At 62.3% G+C, this 21749-nt stretch carries 18 protein-coding genes and 4 tRNA genes; 9 read left to right on the forward strand and 13 right to left on the reverse strand.

Annotation, left to right across the window (positions count from 1 at the left end; translation table 11 throughout):
- The first annotated feature begins 78 nt into the window (after positions 1–78).
- Complete coding sequence (locus tag ASE26_RS20495; protein ID WP_055925572.1) at positions 79–279, forward strand: hypothetical protein; 201 nt, start codon at positions 79–81, stop codon at positions 277–279.
- A 134-nt stretch (positions 280–413) separates the two neighbouring features.
- On the opposite strand, the gene ASE26_RS20500 is transcribed toward ASE26_RS20495, so the two are convergent.
- Positions 414–1211, reverse strand: coding sequence for a hypothetical protein (locus ASE26_RS20500; RefSeq protein ID WP_156397854.1), 798 nt, complete (start codon positions 1209–1211; stop codon positions 414–416).
- Positions 1212–1368: 157 nt separating this feature from the next.
- Entirely contained in the window at positions 1369–1824 is a 456-nt protein-coding gene (locus ASE26_RS20505; RefSeq protein ID WP_156397855.1) for a hypothetical protein, read from the reverse strand.
- 134 nt (positions 1825–1958) lie between these two features.
- Here ASE26_RS20505 and ASE26_RS20510 point away from each other — a divergent pair, with 134 nt between their 5' ends.
- Entirely contained in the window at positions 1959–2462 is a 504-nt protein-coding gene (locus tag ASE26_RS20510; protein ID WP_055925582.1) for a DUF4124 domain-containing protein, read from the forward strand.
- On the opposite strand, the gene ASE26_RS20515 is transcribed toward ASE26_RS20510, so the two are convergent.
- The 6 genes from ASE26_RS20515 to ASE26_RS20540 all read right to left on the reverse strand — a co-directional run bounded on the left by ASE26_RS20515 (position 2459) and on the right by ASE26_RS20540 (position 9784).
- Positions 2459–4744: an ATP-dependent DNA helicase gene (locus ASE26_RS20515; protein WP_057246847.1), complete on the reverse strand. Its 2286-nt coding sequence runs from the start codon at positions 4742–4744 to the stop codon at positions 2459–2461. The two genes, ASE26_RS20510 and ASE26_RS20515, sit on opposite strands and share 4 nt — an antisense overlap.
- Positions 4741–6381: a VRR-NUC domain-containing protein gene (locus ASE26_RS20520; protein WP_055925587.1), complete on the reverse strand. Its 1641-nt coding sequence runs from the start codon at positions 6379–6381 to the stop codon at positions 4741–4743. Before ASE26_RS20520 ends, ASE26_RS20515 begins: the two co-directional genes overlap by 4 nt.
- A 61-nt stretch (positions 6382–6442) precedes the next feature.
- Positions 6443–6973: a phasin family protein gene (locus ASE26_RS20525; protein ID WP_057246848.1), complete on the reverse strand. Its 531-nt coding sequence runs from the start codon at positions 6971–6973 to the stop codon at positions 6443–6445.
- Between the two features lie 49 nt (positions 6974–7022).
- Positions 7023–7226, reverse strand: coding sequence for a hypothetical protein (locus ASE26_RS20530; RefSeq protein WP_055925593.1), 204 nt, complete (start codon positions 7224–7226; stop codon positions 7023–7025).
- Positions 7223–9358: an ATP-binding protein gene (locus tag ASE26_RS20535; protein WP_055925596.1), complete on the reverse strand. Its 2136-nt coding sequence runs from the start codon at positions 9356–9358 to the stop codon at positions 7223–7225. The genes ASE26_RS20530 and ASE26_RS20535 overlap by 4 nt, the downstream gene beginning before the upstream one ends.
- Positions 9359–9370: 12 nt before the next feature.
- Positions 9371–9784 (reverse strand): helix-turn-helix domain-containing protein, encoded by a 414-nt coding sequence (locus ASE26_RS20540; RefSeq protein WP_055925600.1) that lies wholly within the window; start codon positions 9782–9784, stop codon positions 9371–9373.
- Positions 9785–9866: 82 nt separating this feature from the next.
- Between ASE26_RS20540 and ASE26_RS20545 the strand changes: the two genes are divergently transcribed.
- Positions 9867–10718 (forward strand): NAD(P)H-binding protein, encoded by an 852-nt coding sequence (locus tag ASE26_RS20545; RefSeq protein ID WP_057246849.1) that lies wholly within the window; start codon positions 9867–9869, stop codon positions 10716–10718.
- Positions 10719–10759: 41 nt separating this feature from the next.
- Here ASE26_RS20545 and ASE26_RS20550 read toward each other — a convergent pair.
- Together ASE26_RS20550 and ASE26_RS20555 are read right to left on the reverse strand one after the other, a co-directional pair.
- Positions 10760–10844, reverse strand: a tRNA-Leu gene (locus ASE26_RS20550).
- A 33-nt stretch (positions 10845–10877) separates the two neighbouring features.
- Positions 10878–10962: transfer RNA gene (locus tag ASE26_RS20555), tRNA-Leu, on the reverse strand.
- Between the two features lie 297 nt (positions 10963–11259).
- On the opposite strand from ASE26_RS20555, the gene ASE26_RS20560 reads away from it, so the two are divergent.
- On the forward strand, positions 11260–14463 hold the full coding sequence (locus ASE26_RS20560) for a patatin-like phospholipase family protein (RefSeq protein WP_055925606.1): 3204 nt from the start codon (positions 11260–11262) through the stop codon (positions 14461–14463).
- A gap of 10 nt (positions 14464–14473) precedes the next feature.
- Positions 14474–15082 carry a M15 family metallopeptidase gene (locus ASE26_RS20565; RefSeq protein ID WP_057246850.1) on the forward strand — a complete coding sequence of 203 codons (609 nt, stop codon included), beginning with the start codon at positions 14474–14476 and terminating at the stop codon, positions 15080–15082.
- 42 nt (positions 15083–15124) lie between these two features.
- Here ASE26_RS20565 and ASE26_RS20570 read toward each other — a convergent pair.
- From ASE26_RS20570 to ASE26_RS20580, 3 genes are all read right to left on the reverse strand, one after another.
- Positions 15125–15209 (reverse strand) — tRNA-Leu (locus ASE26_RS20570).
- A gap of 64 nt (positions 15210–15273) precedes the next feature.
- On the reverse strand, positions 15274–16344 hold the full coding sequence (locus ASE26_RS20575; protein ID WP_055925612.1) for an NF038122 family metalloprotease: 1071 nt from the start codon (positions 16342–16344) through the stop codon (positions 15274–15276).
- A 163-nt stretch (positions 16345–16507) separates the two neighbouring features.
- Positions 16508–16592, reverse strand: a tRNA-Leu gene (locus ASE26_RS20580).
- 213 nt (positions 16593–16805) lie between these two features.
- Between ASE26_RS20580 and rnr the strand changes: the two genes are divergently transcribed.
- The 4 genes from rnr to ASE26_RS20600 all read left to right on the forward strand — a co-directional run bounded on the left by rnr (position 16806) and on the right by ASE26_RS20600 (position 21724).
- Complete coding sequence (gene rnr / locus ASE26_RS20585; protein WP_082507111.1) at positions 16806–19370, forward strand: ribonuclease R; 2565 nt, start codon at positions 16806–16808, stop codon at positions 19368–19370.
- A gap of 60 nt (positions 19371–19430) precedes the next feature.
- Positions 19431–20162 carry a 23S rRNA (guanosine(2251)-2'-O)-methyltransferase RlmB gene (gene rlmB, locus ASE26_RS20590; protein ID WP_200953757.1) on the forward strand — a complete coding sequence of 244 codons (732 nt, stop codon included), beginning with the start codon at positions 19431–19433 and terminating at the stop codon, positions 20160–20162.
- A 134-nt stretch (positions 20163–20296) separates the two neighbouring features.
- Positions 20297–21040 carry a serine O-acetyltransferase gene (gene cysE / locus ASE26_RS20595; RefSeq protein WP_055925618.1) on the forward strand — a complete coding sequence of 248 codons (744 nt, stop codon included), beginning with the start codon at positions 20297–20299 and terminating at the stop codon, positions 21038–21040.
- A gap of 9 nt (positions 21041–21049) precedes the next feature.
- Entirely contained in the window at positions 21050–21724 is a 675-nt protein-coding gene (locus ASE26_RS20600; protein ID WP_057246851.1) for a YceH family protein, read from the forward strand.
- Positions 21725–21749 lie beyond the last annotated feature (25 nt).

The raw sequence follows: 21749 nt of genomic DNA on the forward strand, positions 1-21749 counted from the left end.
GTTAACCATCAATTCGAGGGGCGCATGATGATGGCAGCGCTGGACTGGAAATTAGCTTGGATCGGGTGAGGAAAATCTATGTGGTTACTGCCGTGGGAAAAATTGCCGCCGCTAGTTCTTGGCCCGCTGTTGACACTTGTTGGCCTGGTCTCAGTCGTGTCGGGGCATCGCGCCGGAAAAGAGTGGATGGATTTGGTTTGGTATTTCGCTGCCCTATTTGGCGGTATTGCGTTGACCATCCTTGGGCTGCTGAAATGGTGGCGAGAACAGGATGAATGAGTCTGCCTTTCAGGGCATGAGGTTCAATCGACCTCCGTTTGAAAAGACCATTAACCGCCCAGCTCAATACCAGCCGCCAGCAACGTGGGAATCCGTCAATCGCAGCGAGAGCGTCACTGATCACCAATCTTCCGCTAGTGGCGATAGGGGATGAACACGCATAGTTGTTCATCCGGGTAGTTGTCCATCCATCCACAAGGGAATGCCTTTCTTTTGTAGACTTCCCACATTTGTTTATGAAGGTCGGTTTCGAAGCCGACCGCTTTTCCTTCGGCGATCTCTGATAGATCACCATATATATCGTCGAAGAAATGCATGATTTCTCCGGCCAGCCTGTTTTGACAAATGTCGGTAATCTCAGAGGTAATTATCTTGCCAAAGCGCGCAGTGCTGATCAAATTCTCGCTGCAATATCTATTTCGTTGTGCGCTGGCCTTGGAGCGAAGTCCATTCCAGGATTTAAACGGGCTCTCGATGCTTTGATTCCATGCCAGCCTCTTCGCAAGCTCGAGGTCTCTCGTTATGGGATATCGGTGAAGGCTGTTAGGATTTGCGTCGAAGTCGAAGATGTTCCCGCTGCGAAGGGTCTCCATAAAATGGGTGAGGTTCGGGTTATTGAGGTCGGCTTCGGATGGAACGACACTGAGTCGCTTCATGCAAAGGCTCATGAAGCCTAAGGCATTTGCCCTGACATTGTCAGGTATCTCTAGCGACAAAAGGCGCTCAAGCAATGGCACAGCTTCCGCAAACCCTTTTACGTCTGGCAGGTACCCCAGCGCGTACACTTCGAGAATTACAGCTTCATGGCTGCTTCCCCTGAAGTGTTCGAGCAAGGCTGATAATTTTTCGCTCACGCCTTCAGTGCGGCCAAACTTTATTTGAGCTCGTATGCGTTTTAGTGGTTGCTCTAGGTCCATTGCGACATTGTTCAAGTTATTTGAGCCCATAAGCTGAGAAGACCAGCATTTTCCCTTCGGGATAACGCCTGGTGTTCGACACAGTGGGAAGCCTGCTGGTCACAGGCTTCCTCGTTTCGATGGACATGTTCTGCCAGGTGGGTTTGTGCCCATCACCCGATTAGGCCGAGGCTTATCTTGTCCTGCCTTCGCGCCGGCATTGGGTCTCGAGTGTCTCGTTGCCGAACGCCACCAGATCCCGATAAACACCGCACGGCCAGACGAAGCCGCCGTATTGTTCCATGTACCAGTAGGGCGGTTCGGAGGCGCATAAGTCGATGTGCTTGACGTGCCAGCCATCGCTTTTCTTCTTCAATACGACCCATAGCATTTTGTCGAGGTAGGGGTTGCATGCACTTGTCTTCTCCCAATCGATATCTTTTCCGGGCGGCCCCACCAGGTTGCCAACCAGGACGGCCCAGCCGGAATCGATGTTAAGCGTGTCGACTTTGATGCGAACCGGCTGGTCAAGGCTTGCTGCGGCCTGCGGACGTATGGCATCAAGAATCTGCTGCCTGTCGCTCGGCCCTTTTGCTTGCGCCGTTCCAATTGCGGCAAATGCGATTAGTGCGCCGATCAGTGCTTTCAAGTAGCTCATTCTGCCGTGATGGGATTTGCAAAATAGGCAATTCTAAGGCAATGAGCACGAAATTGAAAACCAAACCTCAATGAGGTGACAATGTGTGAGACACGGCAGGACTCGTTTTTCATATACTTCGCGCTATGAAAATTATCTTGCCACTGATCCTTGCCTTTGCCGTTATACCAGCGCATGCCCAACTCTTTAAATGGACCGATGCAGACGGGAAGGTGCACTATTCCGACCGCCCCCAGGATGGCGTCAAGAGTAAAGAAATTGCTGTGCAGCGCGCGGCCGCGAAGCCCGCCAAGGCATCTTCCGACGATTGGCAGCAGCGTGAGCTCGACTCGCGCGAACGGCGCTTGAAGCGCGAGAATGCGAACCAGGAAGCGGCCGACACCGCGGCGCGCAGTGACGGGAAGACACCGTATAACCCCAGCCAGCACCGTAACAACAAGCCGATGACCGATGATGAAGTCTGCAAGCGCGATGCGCAGCAGATCGAGTTTTCCGAAAAGGTTCCGAAGCTGGCCTTCGGCGGCTCGAGCGGTTCGGTCGCAGTTAGCGAAGAGGAGCGCCAGGCCATCGTCCGCCAGCGCAAGGAAAATCACGCTTTACTGTGCGGCTCCGGCCAGCGCACGCACTAAGGCGCACCGACTTGCCACCAGGCCGGAAGCAGGGCCTGGACTTCCGGACGGCCGAAGCGGTCGTCGATCAGGTGGACGGTGCCGCGGTCGCTGGTGGTGCGAATCACGCGGCCGGCGGCCTGCACGACTTTCTGCAGGCCGGGGTAGAGGTAGGTGTAGTCATAGCCGGCGCCGAATGCCGTTTCCATGCGGGCCTTGATTTGCTCGTTGACGGGATTGATCTGCGGCAGGCCGAGCGTGGCGATGAAGGCGCCAATCAAGCGGTCGCCCGGCAGGTCGATGCCCTCCCCAAAAGACCCACCCAGTACAGCGAAGCCGATACCTTCGCCGCCTTCGTGGAAGCGGGCGAGGAAGGCGTCGCGCGCTGTTTCATCCATGCGCCGCTCCTGGCGCCATAGCGGCACGTCCGGATGGCGGGCGGCGAACAGGTCGGCCGCCTTTTCCATGTAATCGAAACTGCTGAAGAATGCCAGGTAGTTGCCGGGCTGGCGCTGGTACTGCTCGCCCATCAGCGCTGCGATCGGCGCCAGCGAACGCTCGCGGTGCTGGTAGCGCGTGGAGATATGACTGGCGATGTGTACCTGGAGCTGCTGCGCGTCGAAAGGCGAGGCAACGTCGACCCATGCCGTATCGGCCGGCATGCCGAGCGTGTCGGCGTAGTAGTTCCAGGGACTGAGCGTGGCCGAGAACAGGGCCACCGCATGCGCGGCCTCGAAGCGCTGTTTGAGGAAGGGCGCGGGCAGGATGTTGCGGATGCAGAGCAGCGAGTTCACGCGGCCTGCCGCGGCGCCGCGGCCGCCGTCGGACTTCTCGATGTCGAACAGCGAATGCTCGCCAAAACTTTCCGCCAGGCGCCCAAACAGCAGCGCGTTGAAGTAGAAATCCAGTATGTCGGCATCGAACCAGGCGGGATGCTCGGCCATGTAGTCGCCGATCTCGGTGCAGGCTGTTTGCAGTGCGGCCATGAATTTCTCGGGTAGCTCGGTGTGGCTGGCGTATTCCGCTTCCTGCGCCTTTTCCAGCGCGCTCCATTGGCGGTGCACGCGGTCCAGTGGCTTGTGCAGCGCGTCCGGGGCGGTCTTGCGCAGCACGCGCAGGCGCACATGGTCCATTTCGGCGGAGTACATCTTGCGGGCGCGCGAAACCATATTGTGGGCTTCGTCGGCCAGCACACCGACCTTCCAGCCATTCATCTGTGTCAGGCTGTACAGCATGGCGCTGATGTCGAAGTAGTAGTTGTAGTCGCCCACCACCACATCGGCCCAGCGTACCAGCTCCGATTGCAGGTAGTAAGGGCAGACCTGGTGCGCCAGCGCCACTTCGCGCACCGAGGCGCGGTCCAGCATGGGCTGCTGCAAGGCGGCTGCACGAGCGTCCGGCAGGCGGTCGTAGAAGCCTTGCGCCAATGGGCAGGATTCGCCGTGGCACGCTTTGTCCGGGTTCTCGCAGGCGGTGGATTTGGCCGCCAGTTCGAGCGCACGCAGCGGCAGCAAAGGCGCGCTGCGCTTGATGGTTTCGACGGCGCCCAGGGCCATGCTGCGGCCGCTGGTTTTTGCGGCCAGGAAGAATATCTTGTCCAGGCCATGTTCTGCGCTGGCCTTGAGCATCGGGAAGATGCTGCCGATGCTCTTGCCGATGCCGGTCGGGGCTTGCGCCAGCAGCGAGCAGCCGCGCGCGCTGGCCTTGTACATGGCTTCCGCAAGCTCGCGCTGGCCAGGGCGGAAACCTGCGTGCGGGAAGCGCAGCGAGCGCAGTTGCTCGTCGCGCGCGGCGCGGTGCGCCAGTTCCTGCTCGGCCCAAGCTACAAAGCGGCCGCATTGGTCTTCGAAGAAGGCGCGCAGGGAGGCGGCATCCGCTTCTTCGGTCAATACGGTTTCCTTCTGCGTGCCGATGTCGAAGTAGACCAGGGCCAGGCGCACGGCGGGCAGTTCGCGCGCGCTGCACAGCAGGTGGCCGTACACCTTGAGCTGGGCCCAGTGCAGGATACGGTGGTTGGCGGGCTGGCGCGAAAGGTCGCCGCGGTAGGTCTTGATTTCTTCCAGCTGGTTCTGGCGCGGGTCGTAGCCGTCGGCGCGGCCGCGCACGTGCAGCGGGCCGAAGTGGCCCGACAGGCCTACCTCGCGTTCGTAGCCGTCGTCGCGGCGGCTGGTGACGATGGCGTGGCCCTCAATGCCTTCCTGTGCGGTTGGCGTGGGGGTGAAACGCAGGTCAAGGTCGCCTTGCTTTGCGGTGAACTCGCACAGGGCGCGCACGGCGATGGTGTAGCTCGCGGTTGCGTTCATGTTTGCCACGCCAGGTAACACACGGACACCGGCATGCCATGCTCGGCGCAATAGTCGATCCAGCGCAGCTGGTTGTCTTGCAGGCGGTCGCCGGGGCCTTTGACTTCCACCATCTGGTAGCGCTGTTCAGCGGGCCAGAAGCGGATCAGGTCGGGGAAGCCGCTGCGGTTGGCTTTGATGTCGAGCAGGATGCGCTCGAACCACAGCTTCAAATGGGGAGCGGGAATGCAGTCCAGCGCGAACCCGAGCAGTTCTTCATCGATTGCGTCCCAGTAGACGAAGGGCGATTGCAGGCCAGCCTTGGCTGCGAAGTTGGCGCGGATGGCGTCGCGGTAGCTGCCATCTTCCAGCCGCGCGAAGCAGGCTTCGAACAGGGCGGCGCGGCGGCGCTGGAAGTCGGCGCTGTGCAGATCGGCCGGGCCGTGGTGGAAGGGGTGGAAGAAGGCGCCGGGAATGGCGGCAAATACCGCGTCCCAGCACAGCAGGCCAAACAGGGAATTGGCCAGTGCGTTCTCCACATAGAAGCAGGGCGCCTCGTCCTGCCACAGGTGGTCGCGCACCACGCCTTCCACCCACCATTCCTCGGCCGGCATCGGCAGCACCAGGTCGATGCGCTCGACCGGCGTTGGCTTATGCGCCGGCTCGCGCATGTGGCCAAGCTTGCGGCGCAGGCGCGGGGCCATGCGCAGCAGTTGCTGGCGTTCGGCTTCGCTCTCGGGCGCGGCTTGCGCGCGCTGCAGCCATTCGTAGGCCAGGCCAATGCGTTCGTCTTTTTCCAGCACGCGGATGGCGCGGGCACGGGCGCCGGGATAGGCGCATTGTTCGTACAGTTCGAAAGCGCCGGCCCAGTTGCCCAGCTTTTCCAGTTGCTGGCCGAACTGGAACAGCATTTTCTGGCGGCGGCTAAGCAGCCATTCATTGTCGCCGGCCAGGGCCGGCAGCTCGCGCGCCAGCTGCAGCGGGTCTTCGCCTTCCGAAAAACGTTCGCGGCATGCATGCAGGGCCAGGTAGTCGTCGATGTCGCGACGCGAGCGGAAGCCGCGTGCGGCCGGCGAAAACTCGACCTTCTCGAAGCGGTAGATGCCCAGGTTGGACAGCACGAATTCCGACCAGTCCTGGTGGAAGTTACCGAAGAAGATCAGGCGCAGGCGGTCGCACAGGGGCTTGGACAGGATGTGGTAGACCTGGTCGCCGGCATCGGCATACCAGGATGTGAAGCGGTGGCTGCCATCGTGGCGCTCGCGCAGGGCTTCGAGCTGGTCGGCCTTGCGTGCGCTGCGTTCGGCGCCGCTCAGGGCGAATACACGGGTGATCTCGGGCTTTTGCAGCAGGTCGAACAGCTCGTCCAGGGTCAGCTCGGGGTCCTGCACCACCCAGCCTTGCTCGACCAGCGGGCTGGCGGCGGCGATGGTGCAGCCGATTTCGGGGTAGCTCAACCTGGAGGCGCGGAACAAATCTCCCTTGCGCATCACCATGCGCACGAACAGGGCGCGGGACGGCTGGGGTACGGTCGGGAAGCTGGCGAGAAATCCAGCTTCCTCGTCCGTCAGCAGGTCGCTATAGCGCTCGCCAATCCAATGCAGGACCTGATGGAAGTTCTCCAGGTAGTAGAACGGATTTTCAAGGACTTGGTTCATGCAGGCGAGGCGACGCGAAAACTGTATTTATATACAGTATAGCGCGTCACCCGCTGCGCTGTCACTTCTTGGAAACGGAACTGGCCTTTTCTACTTGCTGTTCGAAGGCGGTGACGGCATCGCGCGTCGCCTGGGTTACCTGTTCATAGCCCTTGAATGCATTCTCAATGGCTTTTTTGACAATTTCGACGGCATTGTCCGAACCGGGGCGTACGTTCTGGGTCACGTCGTAAATCAGGGCGCTCAGGTTGGATTTGGCCTCGGCCAGGTGGGCGTCGGCGGCTTTGTGGAAGTCGGTCGACATTTCGGTCAGCAGGGCGCCCAGCTGCTGGTTATAGGCGTTGGTGGCGGCCATGCCGGGCTGCAGGCGGGCGTTGATCACGTCCAGCGCCTCCTGCGGCGTGACGGAAGCATTGACCTTGCGGCCGGCGTCGATCTGGTCGTCCAGCGCCTTGCGCGCCGTGGCGATATTCAGGGCCACCGCTTGCTCCACCCCTTGCATGGCGCGGTTGGTCAGGGTGTTGAAGGTCTCCAGCTGGAACTCAAACAGCGTCTTGGTGGCGTTGGCGAACTGCTCGGGATTCTGAAACATACGGTCTCCTTGTGGTTGTGGGATGGCGCTGCTTCTTGCTTTGACTTCATTATTTATTACGCACCAAGTTTTCGCAATGGGCATCTTTAAACGGGCCGGCCATTTGTACCCAGCCCTCGCCAAGCGGGGTTTGCGAACAGGCGCGCTGGCCGTCGATGCGGCTTTGGTACAGGTACCACCAGGCCGGGCGGGCGCTGGCGATGCCGGTGGCCAGGGCGGCCAGCAGCAGGGTCGGGATCAGGAGTCGTTTCATAGCGGTGCGGAGGCCGGCAGGCGGATGGTGAAGGTGCTGCCGTGGCCGGGCGTGCTGGCCACGTCGATATGGCCCGCCAGCACGCCGGTCACGATATTGTGGGTGATGTACAGGCCCAGGCCCGACTGGCCGGCCCCGAGCCGTGTGGTGTAGAACGGGTCGAACACGCGGCGCAGGTGCTCGGGCGGAATGCCGATGCCGTTGTCGGCCACGGACAGCAGCACGTCGCTGCCTTCCGCGCTGGCGGTAATGGTGACGGTCGGCTCGCCGTCTCCAGGCGCGCTGAAGGCATGGATGATGCAGTTGTCGATCAGGTGCCCCAGCGCCTGGCTCAGCGGGATCGGGTAGCTGTCCAGCTGCAGGCCGGGTACCACGTCCAGCACCAGGCTGGGGCGCGGCTGTGGCAGGCTGGCCCACAGGGGCGCCAGCATTTCCTGCAGCAGCTGGTCGAGGAAGAAGTGGCGGCGCTGGGTATCGGTGGTTTCCACGGCGATCTGCTTGAAACTGCCAACCAGGCTGGCGGCGCGCTGCAGGTTGCGCTGGATGATGTCGCCCGCTTCGCGCGCGCGCTCCAGGTAGGCGTCCAGCTCCGAGCGGCGGATGCCAGCGTCGACCTGGGTGCTCAGGGCCGCGGTGTGGTCGGCCAGGGTGGTGGCGGTGATCAGGCTATTGCCGATCGGCGTATTCAGTTCATGCGCCACGCCAGCCACCAGGGAGCCCAGCGCGGCCAGCTTGTCGCGCCGCACCAGTTCATCCTGCGTCATGCTGAGGTTTTCCAGCGCCGATTGCAGTTCTTCGCTGGTCAGTTCCGCGTGCTGCTTGGCGCGTGTCAGTTCGGCGGTGCGCGCTTCGACCAGTTCTTCCAGGTGGCTGCGGTGGCGCGCCAGTTCGGCTTCGCGGCGGGCGCGCTCGATAGCGATGCTGGCCAGGTGGCTGGCAACGCCGATCAGGCGCTGTTCTTCGTTATCCGGATGGCGCACGGTGCGGTAATACATGGCGAAGGAGCCCAGCACGGTGTGCTCGTCCTGCATGATGGGCATGGACCAGCAGGCGCGCAGGCCGAAGCCGCGAATCAGGTCGAGGTAGGGCGCCCATAGCGGGTCGTGTTCGATATCCGACACCACCACGGCTTCGCGCCGATGCATGGCGGTGCCGCAGGAGCCCACGCCGGGACCGATGGCCAATCCTTCAAGCAGGGCGGCGTAGGCCGCTGGCAGGCTGGGGCAGCAGGCGCAGCGCATATGGACACCGTCTTCGTCGAGCAGCATGACGGAGCACAGCACGCCTGCCGATTGCGATTCGACCAGTTGCACCAGCTTGTGCAGCGTATCTTCCAGCGGCACGCCGCGCGCCATCATTTCCAGCAGCCGCTCCTGGCCGACGCGCAAATCGTCGGCGCGCTGGGTGCCGGTGACGTCCACCATGCGGATATGGAACAGGCGCCGGCCCGGCTTGGCGATCCGCACGCCGCGGGCATTGCATTCGACCGAGTGCCCGCTGCTGTGGCGCAGGGTGATGCGGTGCACGCGCAGCTCGCCTGCCAGCACGCTTTGCATCATGGCGTTCATTTCCAGGGGATCGCAAAAGGAGGAAAACGGAGCGGTCAGCAGTTCCAGCGCGCTGCGGCCAAGAAGCTGTTCGGCGCGATGATTCAGGTCGACGGGACGGCCGCTGTCCATGTCGATCAGCACCACGGCGTCCGGCGAAGCGGCCGCCATCATGTGGTAGTTCACTTCGAGGTCGAAGCCGCCGATGCGCTGGCCCTGCAGCGCAAACAGGACGTGGTCGACGACGCTGGTGGTGGCCAGGGGCAGGGTGAAGTAGCCGTCGGCGCCGGCGCGGACGGCGCGCTCCTTTTCGTCGTTGGTCGGGCGGTGCGACATGAGCAGCACCGGAATGCGGCGGTCGGCGTCGGCCTGGGTCAGCTGGCCGGTCAGCTCCAGCGCGGCGCCGCCGGCCAGCGCGGTATCCAGCAGCACCAGCACCACGCCGCCGGCGGCGGCCACCTCGAGCGCATGCTGGCCGCTGGTGACCGATTCAACCCGGTACTGGTGCCGGGCGAGCGCCAGCTCCAGCGCCGCCACATCGAGACTGGCGCCGGTTGCCACGAGGATGGTGTTGTTCTGTTCCACGCTGCCAGTGTATTACAAGCTGGCCTCGGCCTCCGTCCGGACTTGCGAAGTGAGGATGCTTGGCAGGTTGTCCTCAATCCAGTCGACCAGCACCTCCAGGCGACCGGCAACTTCACGGCCAAGCGGCGTCAGGCTGTATTCGACATGGGGCGGGATCACGGGCAGGGCGGTGCGCAGCACGAAGCCGTCGCCTTCCAGCGCGACCAGGGTCTGCGCCAGCATTTTCTCGCTGACGCCGCCCACTTCCCTGCGCAACTGGCTGAAACGGTGGGTGCCGCCGAGCAGCACCACCAGCACCAGGACGCCCCAGCGGCTCGTTACATGGCTCAATACAGCCCGCGACGGACAATCCGGCGCCAGCACATTGCCTGGCCTTTCGGACTGGCGGGCCAGGGCGGCGCGCAGGGATTTTGAAGTTTTTTCCATACTTACTAAAAAGTGCGTACTTACGAAAAGTTAGTGTTAGTCCTATTATAGCCCTACATTGTTTTCAACCAAGGAGAAAAACATGATCGTCGTAACTGGCGCCTCGGGCGCATTGGGTCAACTGGTGGTGCAGGGTTTGCTGGAAAAAGTGCCGGCAGCGCAAATCGTGGCTGCCGTGCGCGACCCGGCCAAGGCGGCGCACCTGGCGGCGCGTGGCGTGCAGCTACGCCGCGCGGACTACACCGATCCAGCCAGCCTGGATTCCGCACTCGCCGGTGCCGAGCGTGTGCTGCTGGTCTCGGGTAATGAGGTCGGCAAACGCTCGGCGCAGCACCGCGCCGTGGTCGACGCGGCCAAGCGTGCAGGCGTGAAGCTGCTGGCCTATACCAGCATCCTGCGCGCTGATACCTCGCCGCTGCGCCTGGCAGAGGAGCACGTCGCCACCGAAACAGCGATCCGCGACAGCGGCCTGGCGTATTCCTTGCTGCGCAATGGCTGGTATTTCGAGAATTTCAACGGCCGCATCGCCGGCGCTGCGCAGCGCGGGGAGATGGTTGGCAGTGCAGGCGAGGGCCGTATTTCCGCCGCCGCCCGCGCCGATTACGCCGCCGCCGCCGTGGCCGTGCTGACTGCGGAAGCGCCGCAGCAGGTGTATGAACTGGCTGGCAGCACCTCCTTTACGCTGGCGGAGTTGATGGCAGAAGCGGCGCGCCAGTCGGGCAAGGCTGCGGTCTACCGCGACTTGCCGCAGGCGGACTTCGCCGCCGTGCTGGCCGGCGTGGGCGTGCCAGCGCCGTGGCCTGAGCTGCTGGCCGATTCGGATGCCGGCACTGCGCGCGGCGGCTTGTTCGATGATGGGAAAGCGCTGGAGAAGCTGATCGGACGTCCAACCCGCAGCGTATCGCAGGCAGTGGAAGCGGCGCTGAGCGCATAAATGAAAAAAGCTCCCCGAGGGGAGCTTTTTTGCGGAATTCTTGGTGCCCACGGAGGGACTCGAACCCCCACACCTTGCGGCACATGGACCTGAACCATGCGCGTCTACCAATTCCGCCACGTGGGCACTGGTACTGCATTTGTCTCAGAAATTAGCGTTTGGTGCCCACGGAGGGACTCGAACCCCCACACCTTGCGGCACATGGACCTGAACCATGCGCGTCTACCAATTCCGCCACGTGGGCGCTAACTTCTTCAACTCTCTGCTGCGGTGTTGTGTGCAACAGAGGCACGCATATTAATTGGCAGGGCCGGTTTGGTCAAGGGGAAATTGATTTTTTCATGCAATCTTGTTTCTCGGCCCAAAGTGCAATGGCGCAACAAAAGGGTGGCTTGCCCCCTCATAGTCAAGGGCAGGCGGACGCCGTTTGAAACGGTCTTTGGAAAAACTCAAGAATTATCTTTTTGCAGGTTTTTAGCCTCATGTAAGTGCTTCCTGCGCAAACTCAAAACTTAACCGATTGAGTCATGAGGGGGGCAGCATGGACGGGGGCAATGCACCAGCCGCAGCGGGCAGCGAGCTGGACGATCTGGTGGCCGAGCGGCGCAAGCATCTAGGCGAAAACATCCCGCAGCCAGGGCGCTGGGGCATCGCGCTGTCAGGCGGCGGGGTCAGGAGCGCGACGTTCTGTTACGGCCTTATAGCTGCATTGGCGGCCAACAGGCAGTTCTGGCGCTTCGACCTGATGTCGACGGTATCTGGCGGAGGCTATATCGGCGCCATGCTCGGCCGGCTGGCCCAGGCCGGCGACGATGCGGAGGCCCTGCAAAAAGAGCTGGCGGCAGGGGAGCGGTCCGTGCTGCGCAAATGGCTGCGCGCCAACAGCCGGTATTTGAATCCGCGTGGCGTGGGCGACCTGAAGTCCGTGGTGGTGACCTTCCTGCGCAACCTCCTGGGCATCCACCTGGAAATCGGCATGCTCGGCATCATGCTCGGATGCGCGCTGGGCGCGGTCGACCTGTTGGCCTGGGAAGCCATGAACCAGTTAATCTGGAGCAGGACTGGGGCGGGCCAGCAGCAGGCGCTCGCAATATGGGATGCGGTGTCGCAGTTGCCCACCATATGGCTTGCCTTGGTGATCCCGCTTTTGATGGCTGGATGTTCTGTCGTCATGTACTGGCACAGGGCGGGCAACAGCGACGACAGCCTGTTGACCCTGGCGTATAGCCTGGCGATCGTGTTGCTGTTGCTGGGCGCGATCGATTGGATTGCATGGCGCATTGCCAACAATCCGCGCGTGCTCAGCGTACTTGGCGTGGGCTTTGTCCTGCTGCTGCCGGTCTTCCGCGTGCTGATGCCGCTGGCACAGCAAGCGACCCCGGGCAGCTACTTTGCCCGCATCTTGAATATGTCCACGCTGGTCGATTATGGCGGGCGGATCGGACTGGTTGCGCTGGCGATTTTCTGGACCGCCGTCGTGCATGCGCTTGCCACCAGCCAGGCGTGGGACTCATTGACCGGGCAGGTTGATTTCGGCGCCGCCTGGGCTTGGCTGGCCGGGCTGGCGTGTATGGCCATGGTGTGGGTGCTGTTCACCGGGCGCCACCTGCAATTCCTGAACCGCTCGTCGCTGCACGATTTTTATCGGTCGCGGCTGATCAAGGCTTACCTCGGCGCCTGCAAGAACGACATCAAGCTGTCCGATTATGAGCCGCACAAGCACGGCGGGCCGGTGCATCTGATGAACGTCTGCGTCAACCAGACGTTCCAGCGCAAGGGTGCGTTCAATATCGACCGCCAGGGAGAGCTCATGACTGTGGTGGGGCCGAAGCATTACCGCGTCGGCCTTGAAGAATGGCGGCAACTCAAAGAAGGCACCGAACATTCGGTGGGCACCTGGATGGCGATTTCCGGGGCCGCGGTAGCGCCAGGGCATGGCAGCGGCAGCAGCCCTGGCTACGCCGCGATGCTGACCTCACTTGGCATCAGGCTGGGCTATTGGTGGGATTCCGGCGGGCCGCGTCCCGGCCTTGCCTCCGGTGCCGGACTGGTGCCGAAATACAAATACCTGCTCGCCGAGTTGTTCGGCCAGTTGCCCGGCACCGAACATGTATTCCAGTACCTCAGTGATGGTGGCCATTGCGAGAACACCGGAGTCTTTCCGCTGCTTCGCGAGCGCTGCAAGCTGATTGTGCTGGCCGATTGCGGCGCCGATCCCGAATATCGCTTTGACGACCTGGAAAACCTGCTGCGGCGGGCCCGTATCGACCTCGGTGCCAGCATCCGGTTCATTCGGCCGGATGCCGAACTGAAGCAGCGCGGTGTCGGCACCCTGGACGACCTGGTTTCCGACAAATGCAATGCCTGTATTGCCCTGGCGCAGATCGACTACGGAGAGCAGGCGAGCGACGAGAAGGGCGTGCTGGTGCTGGTCAAGCCTGCGCTGATGAGGGATTTGCCCGAGGACGTGCACAACTACGCCCGCGACAACGACAGCTTCCCACAGCAAAGCACGGCGGACCAGTTCTTCGCAGAGGATCAATGGGAGAGCTATTTCTCGCTGGGGCGATACATTGGCAATTACCTGTCGGGTGAAATGCTCGAGCGCGTGGAGCGTTTAGCGGACTCCTTGCCCGCTGCGGCCGCAGTGCCGGCTCGCCCGATCGACAAGGATGGCCAGCAAGACCAGGCGGCTGCGAGCGAGCCCGGGGACAAGGAAGAAGATCCCGGGCGCAGCCCTGTGCGCCTTGCCGTTCGACGGGCGGCAGGAGCAACGGTCGGCCTGGGTGCGTTGTTGACGGCAGTCAGCGGGGTGGGTATGGCCTTCGACAAAGCCACGCCGCCCGGCGCCGGCCAGGACCCCGACCGGGATCTCCTCAGGCCGCTGTATGCGGCTTACGCCGACCTTAAAAGCGGTGGCTCGGTGGACGCTGAACGCAGCGCGGCGCGCCTCGCCGCTGAAGTGATGTATGTCTGGCAGTCGCTGGAGGCGGGCCAGCAGCAGGAGCTGCTGAAGCAACCCTACGCGGTTGCCGTCATCCAGGATGCGGCGCTGCATTGCAAGCCGCTGCAGCAAACCTATCCAGCCTGCCACACCTTGCTGACTTCGGACACCGCGTGCCCGCGTCCATTGCGAAGCAAGACCCCGGTGGAGCGCAGTTTGGGCTATTGGGCAAGATACGATCCAGCGGTCCGCGATCCCGATCAGATTCCAAATAGTCTTTGCGAACAGGCGGTGCTTGCCGACGCCACGGTGAGCGGCGGCGAGGCCGCACCAAAGTCCGGCGCCCCGTATCCGCCTCCGGCGGCGCCGTCGGGCGACGCATCCCAGGGCCGGCAGCCAGCCAGCGAGGTTTTGGAAACGAAGCCTGCGACGCAGCTTTGCCAGGGCGCGCAAATCTTCATCCAGATCTATGGCAACGAAGGACGCGAGAAGGTGCGGCAGCTTCGGGATCCGTGGCGGGCTGTGGGCGCGTCGGTCCAGCCCATCGAGGATGTGAATGCTTCAGCACGAAGGCTGGCGCGCCAGCCGCCATCGCCCGTCCCTGAGCCGACGGTGATTTACCACACGGACGCAATGCAGGCATGCGCGAAGGCCCTCGGTGGACTGGTGCAGCACCCGGAATGGCAGGTTCGCCAATTGTCAAAAGTGTATACGCCGACCAGGAACACGATTGAAGTGTGGTTGCCGCCGGCGGCAGTGAAAGCAGGATTCGACAAACCAGCGGCTCGAAAAGAGGGATAGGGAGAACACCATGCGTATCGAAGAAATGATTGCTGCAGTCCAGCAGGAACTCGGGATCGAAGTTGACGGCAAGGGCGGCCCGCAGACTTGGGGGGCGATCTACGGACGCATCGTCCCCAAGCCGAAACAGGGCGCGGCGCCGTCGGGAACGATCGCACTTGCCGATAGCCGTAGTGAGAGGGTCATTGCCACGCTATTGCCGGAAGCGCAGCCATTTGCCCGTGCGCTGGTGCAAAAAGCTGCGGCCGTTGGGATCACGATCAAGATCATCAGCGGCCTGAGGACCTTTGCGGAACAAAATGCCCTGTATGAGCAAGGACGGACTACCGAGGGAGATATTGTCACCAAGGTGCGCGGCGGTCATTCCAATCATAACTTCGGCATTGCATTCGATGTGGGGGTGTTCGAGGGAAGTAAGTACCTGGGTGAGTCCCCGAAGTACAAGGCGGTTGGCGCCTTGGGCGTAGACCTGGGGCTCGAATGGGGAGGGAACTGGAAGACGTTCCATGACGAACCCCACTTCCAGTTGCGGCCTGCCTGGGCTGCGGATCTCTCTGAGAAGCAGATGCTGGCTGAATTGCGATCGCGGGTAGATGGGGGAGTCGCCATCTATTCCTGAAACAAAAAAGCCGCTTTTCAGCGGCTTTTTTGCGGAATTTTTTGGTGCCCACGGAGGGACTCGAACCCCCACACCTTGCGGCACATGGACCTGAACCATGCGCGTCTACCAATTCCGCCACGTGGGCATTGTCGCGTTGTTCTGCAACGAGGCACGCATAGTAATGGCCCGATGCCCACCCGTCAAGACATTTAGGAAAGCTTGTTGGAACGGCTACGTTGGCGTATCGAGAGCAGCAACAAGCCGGCGCCCAGCATGGCCCAGCCCGATGGCTCGGGAATGGCCGCCACATTCCAGCCGATGGCATCCATCGCCAGGACGTCGTTGCCGCTGATATGCAAGGTTTCGCCGAGGCCTGCGGTCGGGTCCATCAGGCCGATGAACAGGTTGTCCTTCCAGTGGCTGGCCTGGCGGCCGTCGCCGAAGTTCACGCCGGTGGAAAATCCTGGCCCGACCGTGGTGCCGTCGAGCGAGAAATACTTGGCGCGGTTGTCGGCGGTCCAGTCGATCACGCCGTGCGCTGCGCTCATGGCGGAGTAGCGGAACAGGTCAAGCGCGGAGACGTAGGTGAACAGGTTGTCGTTAAACGGCCCGTTGTAGGGCGGGGAGTTGCCGTCCAGGATATCGACGCCGCTGATGAAGCCCAGCACGTGGCCGATTTCGTGCGCCGCGACGCCGACGAAATCGAAGGCGTTGGCGTCGGTGCCGTTATTCGGGTTGAAGTCGAACTGGAAATCGCTGTTGAACTGGATGAAGCCGTCGCAGTTGCCGATGCAGCCCGACAGCGATTGCGGCGTTACGGCCAGGCCGATGGCCTTGGCTTCGGCATTCGTGATGGAAAGGATCTGGTTATTGGCGTCTGCATCATTGTCGACATAGGGCAGCGAACTGCCAGGGCCGTTGGGATTGTTGGCGGTGCGGTTGATCAGCATGCCGAAGCTTGCGCCGCCGGGCAGGTGGGCGACAGCGGCGGCGTCTGCCGCGGACGTGGCATCGGCGGCCAAGGCATTGCGGACTGAGGAATAGGTATGGAAATCTTCGGCCGAGGCCGCTTGCCCCAGGATGCCGCCGCCGAGGGAGTTGAAGCCGACCGTCAAATTTATCGTCACATTATCGTTCAGCAAACTTGACCAGCGGGCGGCTGCGGCCTGGAAACCCTGCTGCGCCTGGAGCGAGGTGCCGGCGATGTAGTTGAAGTGGAAAACCGGGGCTGCAGAGGCGCTACCGGCAGCCAGCAAAAGGCTGGCGAGTAATGTTTTCATGGCGGTCTCCTACGGATTGATGGGTAGGGAGGATGCCGCAAGAAGCATGCGCGCCGCCGATCCGGCGTGGCGTGCAACTGCAGGGAAGGCCAGGGCGTAAGGGAATTCGACGGTGGAAAACAAAAAAGCCGCTGAATGATCAGCGGCTTTTTCGCGGAATTTTTGGTGCCCACGGAGGGACTCGAACCCCCACACCTTGCGGCACATGGACCTGAACCATGCGCGTCTACCAATTCCGCCACGTGGGCATTAGCAACAACATCTGCTATCATACTGCTTTGGTGAGTTTTGCGCCAGATGAACTTTCATTCCACGCTGCACATCGACTCGCCATACCCGCATCGCTGCGAGAGCCAGAATTATAGAGGAAACTCTGCCGATGTCAAAGGGTCTGCGAAAGATTTTTGCGCGCGGCCCTTCCTGTTACACTAACAACCAATAAAAAGATTACTGAAGAACTTTTGAACTCCACTCATATCATTCCTAGCCGCGAAGAGATTCTCGGCATCTTCCGCAGCGCCAAGGCGCCGCTCGACCTGCGCACGCTGGCGCTGTCGCTCAAAGTCAAAGCCGAATCCCATGCCGTCCTGACGCGCCGCTTGAATGCGATGGAGCGCGACGGCCAGATCCGTTCCGATACCGGTGGCTTCTACGTGCTGGCGGACCATTCCGAATTCGTTGCCGGGCGCGTGTCCAGCCACCGCGACGGCTACGGCTTCCTGATTCCTGACGAGCCGGGCGAAGACCTGTTCCTGGCCGAGCGTGAAATGCAGAAGGTGCTGCACGGCGACAAGGTGCTGGGCCGTATCACCGGTTACGACCGCCGCGGCCGCGCGGAAGGCACCATTGTCGAAGTGGTGCAGCGCGGCACCACCCACATCATCGGCCGCCTGCTGAAGGAGAACGGCGCGTGGGTCGTGGCGCCGGAAGACAAGCGCATCAGCCAGGACATCCTGGTGCAGGGCGCCGTCGGCAAAGCCAAGTCGGGCCAGATCGTCAGCGTGGAGCTGACCGAGCAGCCTGGCCGCTTCAAGCAGCCGTCCGGCAAGATTGTTGAAGTCCTGGGCGATATGGACGACCCGGGCATGGAAATCGAAATCGCCGTGCGCAAGTTCGGCGTGCCGCATATTTTCTCGGACGCCGCGCTGAAGCAGGCGTCCAGGCTGCCGGACGTGGTGCACGAAGCCGATTGGGGCGAGCGTGTCGACCTGCGCGACGTGCCGCTGGTGACCATTGACGGCGAAGACGCGCGCGACTTCGACGATGCCGTCTATTGCGAACCGGTGAAGATCGGCCGCAGCAAGGCCTTCCGCCTGATCGTGGCGATTGCCGACGTGTCGCACTACGTGAAGCCGAACGACGGCCTGGATGGCGACGCCATCGAGCGCAGCACCTCGGTCTATTTCCCGCGCCGCGTGATCCCGATGCTGCCGGAAAAGCTGTCCAACGGCCTGTGCTCGCTGAACCCGCGCGTCGACCGTTTGACGCTGGTGTGCGACGCCGTGATCACCGCGCAAGGTGAACTCAAGGCTTACCAGTTCTACCCGGCCGTGATCCACTCGGCTGCACGCCTGACCTATACCGAAGTGGCGGCCATCCTTGGCAACACCAAGGGCCCGGAAGCAGCGCGCCGCGCGGAAATCGTGCCGCACCTGCAGAACCTGTACGACATCTACCACGCGCTGCAGAAGTCGCGCCAGGAACGCGGTGCGATCGACTTCGAGACCACCGAGACCTACATCGTCTGCAACCCGGCCGGCAAGATCGAAAAGATCATCCCGCGCACCCGCAACGATGCGCACAAGCTGATCGAAGAATGCATGCTGGCGGCCAACGTTTGCGCGGCGGACCTGCTGCTGCGCCACAAGCACCCAGGCACCTACCGTATCCACGCCGGCCCGACCAAGGAAAAGCTGACCCAGGTGCGCGACTTCCTGAAGCAGCTCGGCCTGTCGCTGGGCGGCGGCGATACGCCGGTAGCCCGCGATTACGCCGACTTGATGAAGAAGATCAAGGAGCGCCCGGATGCGCAACTGCTGCAAACCATGCTGCTGCGCTCCATGCAGCAGGCGGTCTACAGCCCTGACAATATCGGCCACTTCGGCCTGGCGTATGAGGCGTATGCCCACTTCACCAGCCCGATCCGCCGTTATCCGGACTTGCTGACCCACCGCGCCATCAAGGCGATTTTGGCGGGCAAGAAGTACGAGCCGAAGATCAACGACCAGTCGGTGCTGAACACCACGATCTCGAACGCTCAGCGCCGCCAGGCACTGAAAGACAAGCAGGAAGGCAAAGAGAAGAAATCCAAGGGCGACCATAGCATCTGGGACGCGCTTGGCGTGCACTGCTCGGCCAACGAACGCCGCGCCGACGAAGCATCGCGCGACGTGGAAGCCTGGCTGAAGTGCTACTTCATGCAGGACAAGCTGGGCGAAGAGTTCAGCGGCATCATCACCGGCGTGACCAACTTCGGCATCTTCGTTCAGCTGGACCAACTGTTCGTGGAAGGCCTGGTGCACATCACCGACCTGGGCGCCGACTTCTTCGAATACGACGATGCGCGCCACGAACTGCGCGGCGGCCGTACCGGCAAGCGGTACCAGCTGACCGGTCGCGTCAATGTGCAGGTGGTTCGCGTGGACCTGGAGTCGCGCAAGATCGACCTGCGCCTGGCCGACAGCGAAATTTCGAACCTGCCGCCGCAAGGTAAAAAGGGTTCCCGCAAGGGCGGCGGCCTGGTCGGTTCGCTTGGCGATTTCGACGGCTTTGACGAAGACGACAACCAAGCTGCTGCGCGCAAGCGCAAGGCCACGCGCGGTGCCGCCGCACCGTCGGTCTCCGCACGCGACGAAGCGCCGACGCGCGCCCCTGGCCGCACGAACTCCAAGCGCGGCGCAGCTTCTTCGCCTTACGCCACAACGGCTCCCGCCTCGCGCAAGGCGGCCAAGCCAACGGCAAAGGCCAAGCCGAAAACCACCGCCCAGCGCGTGACCAAGGCCGCAAAGCCTAAGAAAAAACGATAAGCACCCGTCCGGCGCTTCGGCGCCGGACTTATTTTGAGAACTACGATGTCCAAGAACAAAATGATTTTCGGCTTCCACGCCGTTACCTCGCGCCTGCGCCACGAAGCCTCCAGCGTTGAAGAGATCTTCTTCGACCAGGCCCGCGACGACCGCCGCATGAAAGACCTGATCGCCAATGCCAAGGCTGCCGGCGTGCGTGTGATGCCGGTGGAATCCGAGCGCCTCGACAAGATCGTCGGCACCCGCCGCCACCAGGGCGTGATCGCCTTCGCATCGCAGCTGTCGCTGGCGCGTAACCTGGACGAGCTGCTGGACATGGTGGAAGGCCCGCCACTGCTGCTGGTATTGGACGGCATTACCGACCCGCACAACCTGGGCGCCTGCCTGCGCGTGGCCGATGGCGCTGGTGCGCATGCGGTGATCGCGCCGAAAGACCGTTCCGTAGGCCTGAACGCCACCGCTGCCAAGGTGGCTTCCGGCGCGGCCGAATCGGTACCGTTCATCACCGTGACCAACCTGGCGCGCACCCTGCGCGAACTGAAAGAACGCGATATCTGGCTGATCGGCACCTCCGATGACGGCGACAAGACCCTGTACGAAGGCGATTACAGCGGCCCGACCGCAATCGTCATGGGTTCGGAAGGCGAGGGCATGCGCCGCCTGACTCGCGAGACCTGCGATGTGCTGGTGTCGATCCCGATGTTTGGTTCGGTGGAATCGCTGAACGTTTCGGTCGCATCCGGCGTGTGCCTGTACGAAGCGCGCCGCCAGCGTATTGCACGCGAAGCCTGAACCGTTAAACCAGTGTCAGACCCGCGGGGTCTGACACTTGCCCGCAGCCGCCGCGTATCGGTTTAGGCTTCCAGCAAGCCCCAGGCAGATGCGCTATGATATTTGCCTGAACAACATCCCCCCAAAGCACCACCATGTTTGACCACCTCCGTGACGACATCCGCAGCATCATCGAGCGCGATCCCGCAGCTCGCAATGGCTGGGAGGTGCTGACCTGTTACCCCGGGCTGCAAGCGATCGTCATGCACCGCTGGGCGCACTGGTGCTGGACCCACGGCCTGAAATGGCTGGGCCGCTTCATTTCCTACCTGGCCCGCATCATCACCGGCATCGAGATCCACCCGGGCGCCAGCATCGGCCGCCGCGTCTTCATCGACCACGGCTTTGGCGTCGTCATCGGCGAAACCGCGGAAATCGGCGACGACTGCACCATCTACCAGGGCGTCACCCTCGGCGGCACGTCGTTGCACGCCGGCGCCAAGCGCCACCCAACGCTGGAACGCGGCGTGATCATCGGCGCCGGCGCCAAAGTGCTGGGCGGCTTTACGGTCGGCGAATACGCCAAGGTCGGCTCCAACGCCGTGGTATTGAAGCCGGTACCTGCCGGCGGCACTGCGGTTGGCAACCCAGCCCACCTGGTACAAAAAGAACACGCAACACCATCGCCATCCTCGCGCTTCTTCTCCGCCTATGGCGTAACCGCCAACGGCGACGACCCGCTGTCGAAGGCGTTGCATAGCCTGATCACCCACGCAGTGGCACAGGAAGCACAGATCGAGCGCCTGTCGGCAGCCATGAAGGCGGCGGGTTTATCCTGTCCGGACATCAAAGCCTGCGATAAGCTCGATCAGGCAGAACTCAACAAACTGGTCGAATAAGGAAAAACCATGGACGACATTCTGGACCCGTTTGAAATCCGCGTGCTCGCGGTACTGGCCGAAAAAGAAGGCCTGACGCCGGATAACTATCCGCTGTCGCTGAACGCGCTCACAAACGGCTGCAACCAGCTCTCCAGCCGCGAGCCGGTAATGCAGATCAGCGAAGAAACCGTGGCCGACGTACTGGCCCGCCTGGCCGAGCGCAAGCTGGTCGGCACCGTCAGCCAATCCGGCGCACGCGTGGTCAAGTACGAACACCGCATGCGCATGAAGTGGACGCTGGAGCAGGACAAGCTGGCAATCCTGACCATCCTGATGCTGCGCGGCCCGCAAACGGCCGGTGAGATCCGCACCCGCACCGGCCGCATGCACGAATTCAAGTCGGTCGCCGATGTCGAAACAGGCCTGCAATTCCTGATCGATAAGTATCCGCCTATCGTTTCCAAGCTGCCTTTGGCGCCAGGCTCGCGTGAACCGCGCTATGGCCACCTGCTTGGCGGCGAAGATGCGCTGGCACGCGAGGCCACTGCCGTCGCCTACGGCGGCAGCGCAAGCGCAGCAGGCGAGGGCGGCGGCAGCCGTGCCGACCGGGTGACCCAACTGGAGCAGGAAGTCGCTTCCCTGCGCGAAGAAGTCGCCGCACTGGCTGCACAGGTCGCCGAACTGAGGGCTGTAATCGAGTAGTAGTAGCTGTTGTGAGAATCCGCCA

Origin of the sequence: Duganella sp. Root198D2, from assembly GCF_001428585.1 — a bacterium.
Classification (GTDB): domain Bacteria; phylum Pseudomonadota; class Gammaproteobacteria; order Burkholderiales; family Burkholderiaceae_D; genus Rugamonas.

What these genes read in the sequence shown, in the direction of transcription:
- ASE26_RS20495 (WP_055925572.1), top strand. Translation starts at nt 79, where the DNA reads ATGTGGTTACTGCCGTGGGAAAAATTGCCGCCGCTAGTTCTTGGCCCG.
- ASE26_RS20510 (WP_055925582.1), top strand. Translation starts at nt 1,959, where the DNA reads ATGAAAATTATCTTGCCACTGATCCTTGCCTTTGCCGTTATACCAGCG.
- ASE26_RS20515 (WP_057246847.1), bottom strand. Translation starts at nt 4,744, where the DNA reads ATGAACGCAACCGCGAGCTACACCATCGCCGTGCGCGCCCTGTGCGAG.
- ASE26_RS20520 (WP_055925587.1), bottom strand. Translation starts at nt 6,381, where the DNA reads ATGAACCAAGTCCTTGAAAATCCGTTCTACTACCTGGAGAACTTCCAT.
- ASE26_RS20525 (WP_057246848.1), bottom strand. Translation starts at nt 6,973, where the DNA reads ATGTTTCAGAATCCCGAGCAGTTCGCCAACGCCACCAAGACGCTGTTT.
- ASE26_RS20530 (WP_055925593.1), bottom strand. Translation starts at nt 7,226, where the DNA reads ATGAAACGACTCCTGATCCCGACCCTGCTGCTGGCCGCCCTGGCCACC.
- ASE26_RS20540 (WP_055925600.1), bottom strand. Translation starts at nt 9,784, where the DNA reads ATGGAAAAAACTTCAAAATCCCTGCGCGCCGCCCTGGCCCGCCAGTCC.
- ASE26_RS20545 (WP_057246849.1), top strand. Translation starts at nt 9,867, where the DNA reads ATGATCGTCGTAACTGGCGCCTCGGGCGCATTGGGTCAACTGGTGGTG.
- ASE26_RS20560 (WP_055925606.1), top strand. Translation starts at nt 11,260, where the DNA reads ATGGACGGGGGCAATGCACCAGCCGCAGCGGGCAGCGAGCTGGACGAT.
- ASE26_RS20565 (WP_057246850.1), top strand. Translation starts at nt 14,474, where the DNA reads ATGCGTATCGAAGAAATGATTGCTGCAGTCCAGCAGGAACTCGGGATC.
- ASE26_RS20575 (WP_055925612.1), bottom strand. Translation starts at nt 16,344, where the DNA reads ATGAAAACATTACTCGCCAGCCTTTTGCTGGCTGCCGGTAGCGCCTCT.
- rlmB (WP_200953757.1), top strand. Translation starts at nt 19,431, where the DNA reads ATGATTTTCGGCTTCCACGCCGTTACCTCGCGCCTGCGCCACGAAGCC.
- cysE (WP_055925618.1), top strand. Translation starts at nt 20,297, where the DNA reads ATGTTTGACCACCTCCGTGACGACATCCGCAGCATCATCGAGCGCGAT.
- ASE26_RS20600 (WP_057246851.1), top strand. Translation starts at nt 21,050, where the DNA reads ATGGACGACATTCTGGACCCGTTTGAAATCCGCGTGCTCGCGGTACTG.